The following is an 18300-nucleotide window of genomic DNA, read 5'->3' on the forward strand; positions in this document are numbered from 1 at the left end:
GTCCACGAATTATTTACTGATTAAATCTCCTTAAAAGAACCATATAATGGGAATAATAAGGCGCATATTCAGGTTTAAGGAGGAATTCATTGGACTAAATTACTAAGCCGGTAGATTTAAAGCAAAGAACAGTGTAGTATAGTGTTGTTTTTACATTTTAAGGATGAGTCAATGGAATGTGAATTCATGGGCATTCTATATTGATGTGAATGAGGCTTTTTAGGGGTTTGGGTTAAAAAATTTTGGAGGAGATTTGCTGGACTGAATTTAAAGTGTTTAATTGACAATTAATTTAATTTGTTGACCTTAAACCCTTAATTGACCAAGCATGAACCGATTGTCTATTTGGTTTTTAGTATTATCTGCGTTTACATTTTTTAACTGTGCTTCCAGAAATTCCGATAAGGAAGGGAAGGACACTTTATCATCTTCCTCTTATGCAGCCGATGAAGCAGTAATGAATGCCTATCTGATGGTTTATTTTAAGGACGATGACCACAGCCTGCATATGGCATTGAGCAAGGATGGCTATAGTTTCACTGATATCAATGATGGCAAGGCGGTAATTGCCGGGGACAGCATCGCAGAGCAAAAAGGGATCAGGGATCCGCACCTCTTCAGAGGGCCTGATGGAACATTTTACCTTGCCATGACCGACCTGCATATTTTTGCCAAGCGCGACGGCCTTCGCGATACAGAATGGCAGCGGCCAGGGGAAGAATATGGCTGGGGCAACAACCGGGGTTTTGTCCTGATGAAATCCAAAGACCTGATCCAATGGTCCAAGGCCAATGTATTGCTCCCTGAGGAGTTTGATGGCTATGATTCCATTGGATGTGCCTGGGCACCGGAGACTACTTTCGATGAGGAAGCGGGCAAGCTGATGCTTTACTATACCATGCGCTGGAAAAACGGCCTGAATAAAATGTACTATTCTTATGTCAATGATGATTTTGATCAATTGCTGACAGAGCCGAAATTGATTTTCGAGTACCCCAAGGAAATCAATTATATCGATGCGGATATCACGAAGGTAGGGGATCGGTACCATATGTTTTATACCCCTCATGATGGCATTCCTGGTATCAAACAGGCCGTTTCTGATAAGATCAACGAGGGATACCAGTACGATTCCGCTTGGTACGATACTGAACCGCAGGCGAGTGAAGCTCCGAATGTATGGAAAAGAATTGGTGAGGAAAAATGGGTGCTGATGTACGATATCTATGGCATCCATCCCCATAATTTTGGTTTCAGAGAGACCAGTGATTTCAAGCATTTTGAAGACCTGGGCCACTTCAATGAAGGACTGATGAAGGCCACCAATTTCAGTTCCCCCAAACATGGGGCAGTGGTACATCTGAGCACATCAGAGGCAGAAAACTTGGCTAGGTACTGGGGATTGGAAATGGATTTTGAATAGAATGTTGGTCCACGAATTACACGGATTGACACGAATTATTTTTAGTAGGGTTTAAATAAATAGAGGGGGTTGATCAAGAAATGGCGAATAGACCCACTTTGGGAGTTTAATGTTATAATATTCAGTTTAATAATAGAAAGAATGAAATCTAATATAATCTCACTAAGCTTGGCATTAAATAGCTTATTGCTGCTGATGGCCTGTTCATCTGTTAAAGAAAAATATGATGGCTACCTGTTTGCCTATTTTGAAGGGACGGGAGAGGCCGATAAGCAAGAGCAGCTGCGCTTTGCTGTCAGTGAAGATGCGGTCAACTGGAAGGCGCTGAATAATAATGAACCCATCATGTCTTCGGCTGAAATCTCCCAAACCGGAGGGGTGCGTGATCCGCACATTTTGCGGGGGGCAGCTGAAGAAGGGTTTTACATGGTGGCTACCGATATGTATACCAAGAAAAACGGCTGGGACCATAACCCTGGCGTGGTGTTGTTGAAGTCTGCAGATCTGATCAATTGGGACCACGCTTGGATAGACCTGGAAGCCAGCTATCCGGAACAGTTTAAGGATGTCAAGTGGGTGTGGGCACCACAGGTCATTTATGATGATGAAGCGGGGAAATACCTGGTGTATTTCACGGTACGGTTTTATTATGACGATAGACTGGATTTTTACAGTGCTTATGCCAATGCTGATTTTACCGGTTTTGAAGCTGCTCCTAGGTTGATGTTCAAAACCAAATATGGGGCCATTGATGGAGATATTGTGGAAAAAGACGGCAAGTACCATTTGTTTTATAAAGGACACACCAGGGACAAAGAGGGTAAGGAATTTAAAAATGGCATCCAGCAGGCCACAAGTGAATCGCTTCAAGGGCCTTGGAAGGAAGATTTTAACTATTTGGATGTCTATGCTGGAAAACCCACCGTGGTGGAGGGATCATCGGTGTTCAAGTTGAATGGCAAAGAAGAATATTTCCTGATGTATGACCTGTATTCCGATCAGCGCTATGAATACCAGCGCAGTACCGATTTGGTCCATTTCTCGGATACCACCGGTTCGTTCACAAAAGATTTCAATCCCCGTCACGGAAGTGTCATCAGTATCACCAAAGAGGAAGCGAAGAGGCTTGATGCAAAGTGGGGAGGGGTGCCGGAAGGATTGTTGGAGTAGGGGGTGTATAGTATTGAGTCTTGAGTAATGAGTCTTGAGACACAAGACGCTAGACTTCGTCTACGAAAATGTTTTTTTTGCCGATGGAGGTTCAAGAGATATTAGACAATAGAAATAAACAACCTGATCCAAAACTATGAAACAAGCTATTATTAGCCGACTTACGACCCTTGTACTATTCCTACTGTTTGGCAGTACCTTATATGCGCAAAGCGAGGATTCACTTTTTCGCTTTACGACCAGCGGCAATCCTGTCTTTACCCATAAATACACTGCCGATCCTGCTGCCATTGTGGAGGGGGATACTCTTTGGCTCTATACGGGGCATGATTTTGAAGGAGGGCAGAAGGGCTATAAAATGAAGGACTGGTTGGTTTTTTCCACTACCGATATGAAAAACTGGACAGAGCATCCAGTGCCTTTGAAAATCACCGACTTTGCCTGGGCCAAAAGTGGGGATGCCTATGCGGGACATGTGCAGGAGAGAAACGGTAAATATTACTGGTATATCAGCACCAATTGGACAGGGATAGGGGTTGCTGTGGCGGACAATCCTGCCGGGCCCTTTAAGGATGCCTTGGGCAAACCGCTGCTGACCAATGAGGACTGTTTTGCCTCAGACCATTCCTGGGCCTGCATTGACCCAGCGATATTTATCGATGATGATGGGCAGCCCTGGATCTTTTGGGGGAATGGAGAGTGCTATTATGCGAAGCTAAAGGAGAATATGATCGAAATCGACGGAGAAATCAAGCAACTCAAGTTCGATGGTTTTGAATTTACTGAGGCCCCTTGGATACATAAGAAAAACGGTAAGTATTACCTCACCTATGCTACGGAGTTTCCAGAGAAGATTGCCTATGCCATGGCAGATCGTATCGAAGGACCTTATGAATACAAAGGCATCCTGAATGAAATCGCCGGAAACAGCAATACCAACCACCAGGCCATTGTTACCTTCAAGGGCAAGGACTATTTTATCTATCATAATGGAGGCATCAATACAGATGGTGGCAGCTACAGCCGTTCTGTTTGCATTGATAAACTGGAGTATAATTTTGATGGCACGCTCAAAAAGGTGCAGATGACGACCGAAGGAGTAGGGGCGGTTCGTTGAAATTGAGAGAGGAATAATTGGATTAAAAATCCACAATATATTTCGTCCGGATTTCAAATCCGGACGAGCGACAGCGTAGTACCAATAGGATAAGTTGGAGCATTCATGCTATGACCTAAAGTCATGGCATGAATAAGTAGTTGGGGCAGGCTTCCGTTCATCACAGATAAACCATTTCTTATTTCCCGAACATTTTCATTTTTGATAGTAAAACATTTTTACCATGAATAGAAATATCAGTTTGATAATAGTGGTGTGCTTATCCCTATTATGGGCATGCCCGTTTGATGCAAATGGTCAAAGCAAGATTCGGTATGACCTTCCTTTGGATTCCATACGTCTGAGTGATCCATGCATCTTGGCCGACCAAGCCACCAAGATGTATTATATGACGGGAACAGGGGGAAGGCTATGGAAAAGCAAAGACCTGAAAAACTGGTCCGGGCCATATCAAGTAGTGGAGCATGATGAAAATTCATGGATGGGAAAGAAACCCGCCATATGGGCTGCAGAGCTCCATTATTACCAAGGTAAATATTACTATTTTGCCACTTTTACCAACAACAGTATCATTATTGATTCGGTAGATGGACGAGAAGTTCCCCGTCGTGCAAGCCATGTGCTGGTCAGTGATAGTCCGGGCGGGCCTTATGAGCCATTAGGAGAGGAGGATTATTTGCCAGCCGATTGGGCTACCTTGGATGGTACATTCTGGGTGGATGCAGATGGGCAACCTTATATGGTTTTTTGCCATGAATGGTTGCAGGTGGAGGACGGTACCATGGAAATGATAGCCATGAAAGATGACCTTAGCGGCACGGTTGGGGAAAGTGAGTTGCTGTTCAAGGCCAGTGATTCACCCTGGAGCAGGAGAAAAAAGGATGGAAAGGTGGTTCCCAATCAGGTAACTGACGGCCCCTATCTTTTCAGGACCGACAAAGGTCGCTTGGGTATGATCTGGACAAGTTGGATCTATGATGTGTATACCCAGGGTGTGGCTTATTCCCAGACGGGCAGATTGGAAGGTCCTTGGGTGCAGGAAGAGAAGCCCATTACTCCTCCCAACTATGGGCATGGTATGCTTTTTCAAACCTTTGAAGGAAAGTGGCTGATGGCCGCGCACAGTCATCGGGAGGAAAATGGCCGGTATATCCGAATTCCGCACTTGTTTGAAGTGGATTTGAGCGGAGACAAATTGGTTGTCCTAGGGGCTTTGGGGGATTGAAAGATCTGAAGATTCTAAAATTGAAGAAAATTGAAATATCTGGTGAATTCATGCTATGACTCAAAGTCATGGCATGAATTATCTACTGCTGAGATTCCTAAGATGTAATTCTGTTTATTGTTATATAATTTTGTTTTTTGTAACTTTTTCAATTGATTTGTGTTAATCAATTAGAGGATAATGCGGATTGTGACATACAAAAGAATAAGGGAGTTTTCGGAAAAGCATGCGGATGCAGAGAATGCCTTAAGTTTTTGGTATCACACCGTTTCTTCCAAGGAATGGGATAATTTCAATGAGTTGAAGTTGGACTTTGGTACAGCGGATTATGTTGGTAACCATCGATTCGTATTTAATATTAAAGGAAACACCTATCGCTTGGTTTGCATCATTTCATTTAAAGCCAAGAAAGTCTACATTCGGTTTATTGGAACTCATGCGGAGTATGATAAGATCACTGATATTAAAAATATTTAGGAATGATTAAGACGGATAAAGAATATAAAGCCATTGTTGAGCGGGTGGAGGAGCTTTTGCTGAATCCTGACAATATTGAAGATGAGAACGCCAAGGGTTATGTGGAGCTAAATCTGTTGTCTGATCTGATTGCGGATTATGAAGAGCAGCATTTTCCGGTCAGTATGCCTTCCTTAGTGGAGGTTATAAAATTGCGAATGGCCGAAATGGGCCTGAATCAAAAAAAATTGTCGGAACTTTTGGGGGTAAGTACTTCAAGGGTCAGTGAGTACATGAATGGAAAGAGTGAGCCTCCCCTGAAAGTTGCCCGGGAAATCAGCATCAAACTGGGGATTGATGCGTCCATTGTTTTAGGGGTTTGAATCTAAGATTTAGAAAGGGTTTTTTTGCTCAAGACTGTCTAAAAAGTGATTTCCACGATTCAGAGGCCAAATTTTATTCTGAGATTAGAATAATAGTGATTTGATAATCAAAATTTGACCTCTGTAATCGGAGTAAATGAATCGAACCACAAATTGTCAAATCCAGAATCACTGCTGACTGCTCATAAGAGACAAAACATTAGTTGATTGGCTTTTGGTGAAATTCTATTTTGAGACAGCCTTTTAACTTGAATTCCCGATGGTAAACCCCATACCGTTTCATTCACATGGTGACCCATGCTCTCCACTATTTTCTCTTACCTATTCTTCTAAGCCATCCCAAAGCAGTAACTCCAGCTCCATGCTGGTCCGCTCTTTTCCTTTGACAAGGAAGATCGCCGTAAAATATTCCGAATCCCGGATCTGATCACCGATTTGGCCTTTTATCCATTCCACGTTGGTGAACTTCTCCGTGGTGGCCTTTACACCAATGTCATGGTCAGAAAAGAAAACAAATTGCTCGGTTTCATTAGGGCCTTTATAGCGGGATACTACGGCGTGTTCATAAACAGAGCCATCACCCACGCTTAGGTTGATCAGTGTGTCAATGCCCCTTCCTTCATCTTTAAAATTGAGCATGCTCCTGTTGATGGAAACATGGGGATTGGCATCATTGAAGAAGTCTATGAATAAGTTCCCGTTTTTGATGGCCCCTATATAAATGGAATTGTTTTCGGTTATGTCCTTGATGGTGGTTTGTGAACTGAAAAGGATGTTGAAGTCATTATTCTGCCGATGGAAAAGCCTGGAAATATTCATGGTCCCATTGGCGGCCATTCCCGTGACATAGGGGTAATTGGCGGGGCGTATAGCGTCTTTTTTGTCGGGATGATCTTCTAAATAACGGTAAAAATCCTCGATATTATTGATATTATAATCCCGGTTCCAACCGTGCGACCCTGTGGCAGTAGTGCCCATTATTCCAAAGAAGTCCCCGATAAATAAGGTGGTTTCCTTTCCATTGTCAAAATAGGCCTGCCACAAAGGGATGTCCACTTTCCTGTTGAAAAACCAAAAGATAACAACAAAAACCAATACCGCTGCCGCCATCCATATCCCGTACTTGGTCTGGCTGCTGGCGGGGTCATCTTCCTTGTTTTTGATAAAGTCTACCTGATATTGCCCTTTTTTTATTTCCACCTTCCATAGGTCCTCGGCACCTTCTTTATCATAGTATTTATCCAGTTTTTTTCTCAAATGATAAACATTGACCCTGATATGGGCGGCGCTTTTTTCGTCCTCATAGGATTTGCCATAAAGCTCCATGCCTATGGTGGTTTCTTTAAGGTCCCTACCGTCCAGGGTCGCCTCTGTCAAAAACTTCAAGAGCACACTGCTGGAAGGGGAACGGCTAAATGTTTTGGAAGACGAAATATGATCTATGATTTCAAGCTTTTCCTTGTTTTCCATTTTTTGTGGGGCAAACTAATATCCGTAACTGTAAGTGTTAAATAGACTTTTTAAAACTCTCAGGCCTATCCTTTAACGGTTAAGATTACCGTTAAACTAGTGTTAAACTTACATTTTTTGTTTCAAATATCCATATTCAAACATTCGGAATCAACAATATCAGACAGAAATACGACAGTTTGTTTGGTAAAGGAGGGGAGGTTTGAAATGGCAGGATCCAACCTGATTTCGGGCAATGAACAATTAACCCAAAACACTTATCCCATGTTATCTCTTAAAATCCAGGAAATAAACTTTCCTTTTAAAGCCCCTTTTTTTACTCCGCCAGTTTTTGATGGCGGATCACACAGATCTTTTATTTCGCCAAAGGCTAAGCACTCTGGCTCCTTTTGCCTGCTGGCAGTGAGCAGGTAACTATTATTTTCTAACCCTTTAATTTCAATAACAATGATGAGAGCATTTTTACTATGCATGGCATTTTTCATGCTTGCAGCCCATGCTCAGGCCCAAGAACCTGATTTGACAGTAAAAGAAACGTTACCCCTTCAGCTTTATGAAGGAAAGTCCTTTACAAATGCAACGGAGGTGGATACGATCATGCTTCCGACAGATCTGCCGGAAAATTTCACCCTGGAAGTGAAGGCCCGGGTAAGCTCGGCAGAAGGCCGGGGACTGGACATTGAGGCGCGTAGGGGAGACCTGAGTGGATTAAGAACTTCTGTGAATACAGAAAAAATCAGCTGGACATCACCACTTGCCGATCCGGAGATGTTGTATTTTTCCTCTACCAACGAACAGACCATTCGTTTTGCGGTGGATGGAAACCAGGTGCACATTTATCAAAACGGCTATTATATCAGCACCAAGCCTTCTTCTGCCATTTATGATATCGTAGATGGAGTGGAGAACACCTCCGTCTCTACCATTGGGGGAAATCTTATTCCCGGTATGTTGGGTAATGGGGAAATCGTCAGACCCAATGAAATTGGCTGGGGGAATAATGGAACGGGGAATGTGCCCTGGAATTCCACCAATGGAGGCTGGGGCGTCAGGATCACGGATCCGTTGAATGGAGCCAGTTATAATGGCGCTCCCCATACTGACCCCTTGATACTTTTGCGCTGGGAAAGCGGGGTGACAAATGGTTCCTCCTATTATTATCCGGTGGAGCTAGAAGCCAATACGGCCTATAATTTCAGTTACTTGCAGGGATATTGGAACAATGGTTCTCCAAATGCACTACATGTCAGTGTTAGCAAAGAAACGACAGGGGAGAACCTTATTAGTACCAATAGCTTTTGGGGCGCGACCAATCAGAAACAGCAGCTTTTTGATGGCTCCCTATCTTTTACCACTGAAGAGGCCGGAACCTACTACCTGATGTTTCAGAATAGCGGTGGGGGCATCTGGATAATGAGCAGGCCGGAGATAAAAAAACTGGATACCAGTTCACGTATCCTAATTGGCAAAAATTACAAAGATGGAGCGGTAGCGATCGATCTTGCCTCTGTAAGTTTGGATGCAGGAGGGGCATTTGCTCCTGAACCCGATGAAAATGCAGCAACGGTATCCAGAGATCTTACGGATGAAACCTATTCGGCCACCAAGCTTATCAATAGCCATACTTCCGTCAGCGGTATATCTGAACTTCACCTGAGTGGCCAGCAGCCATTGGTCAATAGTACCATTGATTTGCAATCCAATGATTCCTGGTTGTATTTTTCGGAATTTCGCCCCTCTGAATTTTTATCAGCGCTTTCTGCTTTTGTGACCATTAATGGACGCTTATTTGATCAGAGCATAGATCGGGTGGAGATATACGGTACCGGTTGCGTTATCATTCCCAATGGGATGAAAGTAGCCAATGAAAGTGCCTTGATCGTTTATAGTGAGCCAAATTTTGGGGGAGAGTCCAAAGCGCTTGAAATTGAAACTTACCATAATGATCTGGGGGCTTGGGACAATAGCATCAAATCCTTCCAACTGAAGAAAGGATTCGCGGCCACCTTTGCCAACAATCCGGATGGAACGGGGCACAGCAGGATGTATATCGCCAGTGAGGGGGATTTGGAAGTGGCAGAGATGCCGGAAGGGTTTATTACCACTGAGGGAAGTGGTGACAGCTTTATTTCTTTTATAAGGGCTTTTAAATGGCGATGGACCTCCAAAAAAGGTACTGCGGGCAGTATCGGTCCCAATAATTCACTCGTGAATGCGGATATTATTTATGATTGGGGTGCCGGTGGGCAATCCTCCGTCGATTCAGAATACATTCCCATGCGTCACAATGCCTCTTGGGACAGCTACAGCAAGATCAATTCAAGAACCAATACCGCCCATGTGCTTGGATTTAACGAACCGGAGCGTACTGATCAAGCCAATATTGCTGTTGAAGAAGCGATCAGGCAATGGCCAAATTTGTTTGAATCAGGTTTGAGGATAGGCTCCCCGGCTCCTGCATCCATGCCCCATGGTTGGCTCAGGGAATTCATACAGATATGTGACAGCACGAATATGCGGGTGGACTTCATTGCTGCCCATGCCTATCAGGATCAGGCTACCGGTTGGTGGGATTGGAATATCAATGCCACGTCAAACGCCGGGATGGGCCAGGGACAAACCCCAAAAAGACCCGTATGGATGACCGAATGGAACAATGGCGCCAACTGGACCAATGGTGCAGATGCGAACAAATGGCCCGATGATAGCGGGGTCCGTCTAAACGTCAACGGAGATCCCATTTTGGATGAAAATGGTAATGAAGTAACCGTTGCTTTGCCACTTACAGCTGCCAATGCAGAAAGGCAAAGGGCAAAACTGATGGAAGTGATGAGCCATTTCGAAACCATGGACATTTTCGAACACCATTTTTTATATCAATGGGTAAATGATGCCCGTACCCTGGAACTTCAAGGTAAGCTTACGCCCGCTGGGCATGCATTTGAGGCATTTAAGTCAGAAGTGGGCTTCAAAAAGAAGCATGAATATATCCATGAATGGAAAATAGCCCCTCCTTTTTGCAGGTTCTCGGAGTCAGAGGATTTTCATTACGTGACGCTCAGTTGGTATGATCATAATGGGGAAACGGGTAAAAATTACATCATTGAAAGGAAACTGGACAATGAGAGCGCCTATACCCCAATAGATACCCTTTATGCTGAAGAAGATTATGAATATGGATCACGCTCGGTAGCGTATACCGATAGTCTGGGGTATCATTCCGCGGATTACCGGATAAAGGCCACCAGCTATAAGGATACCGAGTCCATTTATTCCCGGACGGTGAAAATCCAAAGAGCCGGAGCTCCTCCTGCTCCTAAAAACCTGCCTTTGGAACTGAATGAAAGTGAAGCTTTTTTGAGTTGGGAAGCAGCTCCTTTTGCCGGAAGCTATAAAGTGGAAAGATCCTTGAGTTGGGAAGGTCCCTATGAAACCGTCGCCGAAGGGTTAACAACTACGGAATTTGCCGATACTTACGATCTGGAAGGGATTGCTTACTATAGAGTTGTAGCAGTAAATGGCTTTGGGGAATCAGAGCCCTCCAATCGGGTAAGTACCAATCAATCGGACAAAGTTGTTTACCTCAAATTGGATGAAGGAAAAGAGAGGATAGCCAAGGATAGCTGGTCAGGCTTGGACGGTACACTTTCCGGGAGCGCTTCTTGGGCTGAAGGAAAAGCCGGAAGTTCGGGCTACTTGGGCGGAAATGGAGATTCCCATCTAACTTTGGTAGAGGGGGTGATGGAGAGTATGGACGAATTTACCATTTCCGTGTGGGTAAGGCTGGAAGAAAACCCTACCTGGAACCGGATTTTTGATTTTGGTTCCGGCACCGGTAGTTACATGTTCCTGACGCCAAAAAGTGGCGGAAATACGGTAAGGTATGCCATTAAAAACGGGGGCAGCGAACAACAAATCAATAGCACAACGGAACTTGCTTTGGGAGAATGGCACCACTTTACCATAACACAGAAGGACACCGTGGGCATTCTTTATATTGATGGAGTAGAGGCAGGGCGTAACGAAAACATGACCATGAATCCAACTGACCTGGGAACGACCACGCAAAACTGGATCGGGAAATCCCAGTGGCCAGATCCTTTGATGAAAGGGAGAGTCGATGAATTCAAGATATTCAATAGGGCATTGTCAGCTGATGAGGTCAGAGGTGATGCGATGCAGTTGCCGCCGAGTGTACGGGCCATGGACCTGAGCCTTTATCTCGATGAGGAAGGAAAGGCGCAAATTACGCCAGAGCAGATTGGAGAAGGATCGCAAAGCTTTAGGGGAGTCCTCCGCTTGTCTTTGGATAAGACATCCTTCGATTGTTCGAATGTAGGTGAAGCTACCAAAGTGACCCTTACAGGAACCGATGAAGGCGGCTATACCGGTTTTGATACGGCGATGATAGCGGTTCTTGATACGCTGAAGCCTACATTGAATATTCCCCAAGAGCAGGTTTTCTGTTATCATGAAGCGGGTGCGTATGAGATCACCGAATTAATCATACGTGAAAATTGCCAGGTGGGAGAGATCACCTATTCGATCAGCGGCAGTACCTCTAGGGAAGGAAGCGGGTTGGATGTGGGCGACCATTTCAATCCTGGAGAGTCGGTTATCACTTGGACGGTAACAGATATTAGCGGAAATGAAAATGTCGTATCTTCTACTGTCCTTGTAAATCAGCCATTAAGTGCTTCGGTGAAGGAGGTGTATGCGATTGAGCCGGAGTCGGCCGTGAAGCCCAATACTATCTATCCTGGATATACTCCAGCAGAAATCCTGACTTTACAAGTGGAAGGGATGGGAGGTTCAGGGGAGTATTCCTATTTGTGGAATACAGGAGAGACTGAAGAAACCATTACCGTAACTGAGGCAGGAGTATACACCGTCACGGTTACTGATGATAAGAACTGCGCTGCAAGGACTGAAGTTTATATAGATGCAGTCAATGTCATTTGTGGTAATAAAGACAATAAGGTGTCGGTATGTTACAAAGGAAAAACCTTGTGTATAAGCGAGAACGCAGTACCGGCACTCTTGAAAAACGGTGCGGTTTTGGGGAGTTGCGGTACAGAAGAAGCAAGGCAGGGAAGCCAAAGCAGTAGGTTCTATCCAAATCCATCAAATAGCTACCTGGTGATAGAGACCAAAGGGAAGCTAAATCCCAATGCGGAGGTCCGTATTTATGATAGTAAAAACCATCTTGTCCTTACCGAACAGCTGGGAAATCACGACCAAACCATAGATATTCAACATTTGAATAATGGATTATATATCGTGAAAATAATCAATGGAGATACCGTTTCGACCGAAAGGCTGTTGAAGAGGTAATTGTTGAGCTTCATTCAGGTCAAGGCCGTTCCAGATGATGGAACGGCCTTTTTTATTCCTGATAATAACAGGGAAATGTTTAACCCTGGCTGGTGCTGGGTTGGTGTCTTGCCAAGTAGCATTGCTTTATCCTTGACCTAACCCTTGGTAGGTTTCCTACCTCACCAATTATACTTTAGATCAGATCAGTCTGTGGGGACACCAACCGGTGGAGAGGGAGCCAGATTTTGATGGGGCTTTTATTTATTGGTTTTGATGGATGAGGAATTAAAAGAATTAAATAAGTGTCAAAAAGCCTTTTAATAGCGATAGAGGCGGTTGTTTAACCGTTAAGATTACCGTTAAAAGGCTGTTAAACTTATATTTTTTGTTTCAAATTTTCATATTCATCCATTCGAAAGCAATCAATTCATCGCAGGAGTCGGTGATTTGTTTGGTCAAAATGGAGAATTGAAAAATGGATGTTTCCTTCTCCTTTTTCGAAAATAACACAAGAGTTAACCCAAAATTACCATGCCTATGTTATTGCCCAGTATGCTGAGTTGGCTACTTATAGCCCCATTTTTTAAGGCAGAAAAAGTTTACAGTTTCTGCCCGATTCATTCAAACAATAACCTTAATCAATAACTATGAAAACACGTGTACAGCTTCGGTTGTGGTGTCTGGTGTTTTGTTTATGCATGGGTGCCTTCGGTATCCAGCAGACCTTTGCCCAGACCAACAACATCAAAGTGACCGGGACCATCAAGGATCCCACAGGAGAAACGATTATTGGCGCCAATGTCATTGTAAAAGGTACCGACCGCGGAACGGTTACGGATATTGACGGCAAGTATGAAGTGATGGCGCCCAGTAACGGAACGCTGGTGTTCAGCTTTATCGGGTTCGAGAAAATAGAAGTTCCCGTGGAGGGGAGACCTGAGATCAATTTGACTATGACAGAGGATTTACAGTCTTTGGATGAAGCCGTGGTCGTAGGCTACGGGATGCAAAAGAAAGCCAGTTTGGTAAGTTCCATTACGGCTGTCAATCCCAAGGAGCTGAAGGGGCCGACCAGTAACCTGACCACCATGCTGGCCGGTAGGGTTTCCGGGATGATTGCCTTCCAAAGAAGCGGTGAGCCTGGTCTGGACAATTCGCAGTTCTTTATCAGGGGCTTGGGATCCTTTGGCTCGGGAAAAGTGAATCCGCTGATTTTGATCGATGGTATCGAATCCACTACCACGGACATGGCCCGTCTCCAGCCGGATGATATTGAGTCATTTTCTGTACTAAAAGATGCTACCGCAGCCGCCGTTTACGGGGCCAGGGGTGCCAATGGCGTGGTTTTGATCAATACCAAAACAGGTGTCAGGGGAGAAACCAAGTTCCACTTTAGGGCAGAAAACAGGATTTCCACCAACACAAGGAATTTCCAGTTTGCGGACAATATTACCTATATGAATCTGGCCAATGAAGCGGCACTGACCCGGGATCCTAATTCAGTATTGCCTTATTCCCAGACCAAAATCATCAATACAGAAGCAGGTAGCGATCCCTTGCTCTATCCCAGCAATAACTGGATTGACCAGTTGATCAAGGACTATACCCTGAACCAAGGGTATAACCTGAGTGCCAGCGGGGGAGGGGAAAAAGCACGGTTTTATATAGCCGGTACCTATAATGTGGATAATGGGGTGCTGAAGGTAGATCCTATCAACAACTTTAACAGTAACATCAAGCTGAGAAACTATTCCCTCAGGACCAATGTGGATGTCACTTTAACGCCCACCACAGAGCTTAATGTGAAAATGTACGGGCAGTTTGATGATTATAACGGACCAATTGGTGGTGGGGCAGGTACCTTTAACCGTGCCATCTGGTCCAATCCTGTCATGTTCCCCGCAGTGTATCCATCAGAATTACTTCCTTATGTGGAGCATCCTCTTTTTGGAGGGGCCATCACAGGAAGAGGAAGTACTACCCTTTTGACCAATCCTTATGCAGAAATGGTCCGGGGATATCAGACTTATAAAACATCCATGATCCAGCCACAAATGCAGATACAGCAGGATCTGAAAATGATCACGGAAGGACTGAGCTTCCGTACCATGGGGTATTTAAAGCGTTATGCGAGATTTGATGTCTCCAGATCCTATTCTCCATTTTATTATAGCAGCCGATTAAATCCGGTTACCGGAGGAATAGATCTTACGGTTTTGAATGACGGTGGTCCAAGCTCCGTAGGTCCGACCGGTTCTGAATATTTGAGTTTTGACCCAGGGGAGAGAATTGTTACCCTGAGAAGCTATATGGAATCGGCTTTGAATTATAACCGCACATTTAATGAAAAGCACGCCGTTTCGGGGATGTTGATTGCCATTTTTAACAGTTACGAGGACGGCAGCAAGTTTACCGTGCAGGAATCGCTTCCTTTTAGAAATACCGGTGTATCCGGTAGGTTTACTTATGGTTACGATGACCGCTATTTGGCGGAATTCAATTTTGGCTATAATGGTTCTGAAAGGTTTGCGCCCAACTACCGTTTTGGTTTCTTCCCTTCACTAGGCCTGGCCTACCGCATTTCCAACGAAAGTTTCTTTGAGCCACTCAAAGGCTTTATTGATCACTTGAAATTGAGAGGTACCCTAGGCTGGATCGGTAATGATGCCATCGGTAGGGACGAAGACAGGTTCTTCTATCTTTCAGAAGTAAACCTTAACAATGGAGGCTACGGGGCGGTTTTCGGCGAGGAGTTCGGCTATGGACGTTCTGGGGTTTCCATTTCCAGGTACCCCAATAGAAACATCACCTGGGAAAGGTCCCGTCAGATCAACTTGGGTTTTGATATGACCGTGATGAATGCCTTGGACATCACCTTGGATGCTTTCCAGCAGAACCGCTATAATATTCTCCAGACCCGCTCTTATATCGGTGCCACTATGGGCTTGATGGCGACGCCTTCGGCCAATACCGGAGAAGCCATGAGCAAAGGGGTGGACCTGACCCTGACTTATAATACCTCACTGGGGCAAAGCACCTGGGTGAATCTACGGGGGAACTTTACCTATGCGACCAGTGAGATACTGAAAGTGGATGAAAATACCTATCCTGAAGAGCTATCCTACCTGTCCAGGGTAGGCGATAGAATCGGCCAGCCTTATGGCTATATCGCCGAGCGACTTTTTGTAGACGATCAGGAAGTTGCCAATTCTCCCTCACAGTTTGGTGAATACCGCGGGGGTGATATCAAATACCATGATATGAACGATGACGGGGTCATTTCTTCTTTGGATAGGGTGCCGATCGGCCATCCGACCACGCCGGAGATCATCTATGGTTTTGGTGGTACTTTTGGCTTCAAAAACTGGGACATTTCTGCATTCTTCCAAGGAGCGGCCAGAACCTCCCTCTTTATCAACTCCCAAAATATTTCTCCATTTGTCATCAATGGAGGGGCACAAAACGGGTTGCTTGATGTCATTGCCGAAAGCCATTGGTCAGAGGAAAACAGGGACCTGTATGCTTTTTGGCCAAGATTGAGTGACTATTTCGTGGAAAACAACAACCAGTCTTCTACCTGGTGGATGCGCAACGGGGCCTTCTTGAGATTGAAGAATGTGGAAGTAGGCTATACCCTTCCCCAACAAATCCTGAGCAAGTTCAAATTGGAACACATGCGGGTGTATGCCAATGGCTCCAATCTGGGCGTATGGAGCAAATTCGATATGTGGGATCCAGAGATGGGAGGAAATGGCCTGGGCTATCCCGTGCAGTCGGTGTATAACCTTGGTGTAGTGGTAGATTTCTAAACAAGCAACAATCATGAACAGATTTCAATATAAAATAGCAGTGGGAGCCCTTGGTCTGATGGGACTGTTGGGGGGCACTGCCTGTGAGAGTTTTGTGGATGTGGTGCCGGACAATGTAGCCACCATAGAGCATGCTTTTAAACTGAGAAACGAAGCAGAGAAGTACCTCTTTACCTGCTATTCTTTTATGCCGGACAATGGGCAGACCAACGGGAATATCGGCTTTTTGGCAGGTGATGAAATGTGGATCCCTTACCAGACGAGTATAGGCAGTGATCCCTTTGAAATTGCCCGGGGCAATCAAAGGAGGTCCAATCCCTATGTGGATGTATGGAATGGAGGGATTTATGTGGGGATCCGACATTGTAATATCTTCATCGACCAACTGGAAAGAGGGGCGGTTCCTGATTTAGGGGAGATCGAAAGAAGAAGGTGGATTGGTGAGGCGGAATTTTTGAAAGCCTATTATCATTTTTACTTGCTGAGAATGTACGGGCCGATTCCCATCATTGATGTGAATTTACCCATCGATGCACCCGAAGAAGAGGTGAACGTCAAAAGGAGACCGGTGGATGAGGTAGTCGCTTACCTTGCAGAACTACTGGACCGGTCTGCGGAAAAGCTTCCCGAATCCATTGCTGACAGAATTACGGAAATGGGCCGTGTCACCCAGCCCGTGGCGAAGGCTTTAAAAGCCAAATTGCTGCTAATGGCTGCCAGTCCCCTTTTCAATGGTAATCAGGATATGGCCTCTTTGAAAAATAAGGACGGAGAGCAACTGTTTAACCTGACTTATGATGAAAATAAGTGGAAGTTGGCCGCTGATGCTGCAGAGGAGGCCATCGCACTGGCAGAGGCTGCGGGACATCGCCTGTATGAATTCAATGAAGTCGGGCTGGACATTACTGATACCACCCGCACTGAATTGAGTATCCGTCAGGCGGTCTGTGAAAGGTGGAATCCTGAGCATATTTGGGGCAACTCTAATGGTGCGGCAAATACAGATTTACAAAGAAACGCCATGGCTCCTTTGGCGACCAGTCATAATCATAACAATGCCCGTAAGATTCTTTCTGCACCCCTTAAGATAGCAGAACAGTTTTATTCCAAAAACGGGGTGCCCATTGAGGAGGACAAGACCCTTGATTTTGAGGATATTGACGCGTTGAGGACAGCCTCCAGTGAAGAGAGGTTTTACATACAGGAAGGTTTTGAAACTGCCCGCATCAACTTTGACCGGGAGCCGCGTTTTTACGCTTCCCTGAGTTTTGATGGCGGCAAATGGTACAAGTACGACAGCCCGACCAACTCCGATGAAGGGACCTATACCGTAAGGTCGAAGTTTGTGGATTATGCGGGAAGCAATCACGCTTTCCATACCAATGTGACCGGGTATTTTATCAAAAAACTGGTGGATTGGAACCAGGCCATGTCCAGTTCTGGCGCTACCTACAGGACTTATGACTGGCCGGAAATCCGCCTGGCAGATCTTTACCTGATGTATGGAGAGGCCTTAAATGAAGCAGAGGGGCCTTCCTCCACGGTTTATGAATACCTGGACAGGGTCAGGGAAAGAGCAGGCCTGGAAGGCGTGCAGGAGTCCTGGCAGACTTACTCCAGCCAACCTGACAAGTTCTCCTCCAAAGATGGCTTGCGCGAAATCATCCATCAGGAACGCTTGATCGAACTGGCCTTTGAGGGACACCGCTTATGGGACCTGAAAAGGTGGAAAAAAGCCAACGCCTTACTTAACCAACCGATACAAGGCTGGAACATGAAAGGGGAAACAGCCAATACCTATTATCAGGTCAATACGGTCTATTCCCAGCGCTTTGTTTCTCCAAGGGATTATTTCTGGCCGATAAACGAAGGTACCTTGATCCAAAACCCGAACCTGGTACAGAATGTAGGATGGTAATGTAAAACCCAAA

Annotated in this window: 11 protein-coding genes; 9 read left to right on the forward strand and 2 right to left on the reverse strand. The window is 45.1% G+C overall.

The window, feature by feature from the left end; translation table 11 throughout:
• Positions 1-328: 328 nt before the first annotated feature.
• The 6 genes from ACYVAA_RS02610 to ACYVAA_RS02635 all read left to right on the forward strand — a co-directional run bounded on the left by ACYVAA_RS02610 (position 329) and on the right by ACYVAA_RS02635 (position 5774).
• A complete protein-coding gene (locus ACYVAA_RS02610) occupies positions 329-1423 on the forward strand; it encodes a glycoside hydrolase family 43 protein (RefSeq protein WP_460538481.1) in 1095 nt (364 codons plus the stop codon).
• A 141-nt stretch (positions 1424-1564) separates the two neighbouring features.
• Positions 1565-2593, forward strand: a complete 1029-nt coding sequence (locus ACYVAA_RS02615) for a glycoside hydrolase family 43 protein (RefSeq protein ID WP_460538482.1) — start codon at positions 1565-1567, stop codon at positions 2591-2593.
• A gap of 136 nt (positions 2594-2729) precedes the next feature.
• Positions 2730-3710 (forward strand): glycoside hydrolase family 43 protein, encoded by a 981-nt coding sequence (locus tag ACYVAA_RS02620; RefSeq protein WP_460538484.1) that lies wholly within the window; start codon positions 2730-2732, stop codon positions 3708-3710.
• Between the two features lie 223 nt (positions 3711-3933).
• Positions 3934-4935 (forward strand): glycoside hydrolase family 43 protein, encoded by a 1002-nt coding sequence (locus ACYVAA_RS02625; protein WP_460538485.1) that lies wholly within the window; start codon positions 3934-3936, stop codon positions 4933-4935.
• 180 nt (positions 4936-5115) lie between these two features.
• Positions 5116-5412 carry a type II toxin-antitoxin system HigB family toxin gene (locus tag ACYVAA_RS02630; protein ID WP_460538486.1) on the forward strand — a complete coding sequence of 99 codons (297 nt, stop codon included), beginning with the start codon at positions 5116-5118 and terminating at the stop codon, positions 5410-5412.
• Between the two features lie 2 nt (positions 5413-5414).
• Positions 5415-5774, forward strand: coding sequence for a helix-turn-helix domain-containing protein (locus tag ACYVAA_RS02635; protein WP_460538488.1), 360 nt, complete (start codon positions 5415-5417; stop codon positions 5772-5774).
• 321 nt (positions 5775-6095) lie between these two features.
• On the opposite strand, the gene ACYVAA_RS02640 is transcribed toward ACYVAA_RS02635, so the two are convergent.
• Both ACYVAA_RS02640 and ACYVAA_RS02645 read right to left on the reverse strand, forming a co-directional pair.
• Entirely contained in the window at positions 6096-7244 is a 1149-nt protein-coding gene (locus ACYVAA_RS02640; protein WP_460538489.1) for a helix-turn-helix domain-containing protein, read from the reverse strand.
• Positions 7245-7501: 257 nt separating this feature from the next.
• Entirely contained in the window at positions 7502-7729 is a 228-nt protein-coding gene (locus tag ACYVAA_RS02645) for a hypothetical protein (protein WP_460538491.1), read from the reverse strand.
• Here ACYVAA_RS02645 and ACYVAA_RS02650 point away from each other — a divergent pair.
• From ACYVAA_RS02650 to ACYVAA_RS02660, 3 genes are all read left to right on the forward strand, one after another.
• The gene (locus tag ACYVAA_RS02650; protein ID WP_460538492.1) at positions 7716-12578 is read left to right on the forward strand and encodes a LamG-like jellyroll fold domain-containing protein; all 4863 of its coding nucleotides are present in this window, start codon (positions 7716-7718) and stop codon (positions 12576-12578) included. The two genes, ACYVAA_RS02645 and ACYVAA_RS02650, sit on opposite strands and share 14 nt — an antisense overlap.
• Positions 12579-13207: 629 nt before the next feature.
• The gene (locus ACYVAA_RS02655) at positions 13208-16369 is read left to right on the forward strand and encodes a SusC/RagA family TonB-linked outer membrane protein (RefSeq protein ID WP_460538493.1); all 3162 of its coding nucleotides are present in this window, start codon (positions 13208-13210) and stop codon (positions 16367-16369) included.
• A 13-nt stretch (positions 16370-16382) separates the two neighbouring features.
• Positions 16383-18287 (forward strand): RagB/SusD family nutrient uptake outer membrane protein, encoded by a 1905-nt coding sequence (locus ACYVAA_RS02660; RefSeq protein WP_460538494.1) that lies wholly within the window; start codon positions 16383-16385, stop codon positions 18285-18287.
• The last annotated feature ends 13 nt before the right edge of the window (positions 18288-18300 follow it).

Source organism: Echinicola sediminis, assembly GCF_054777495.1.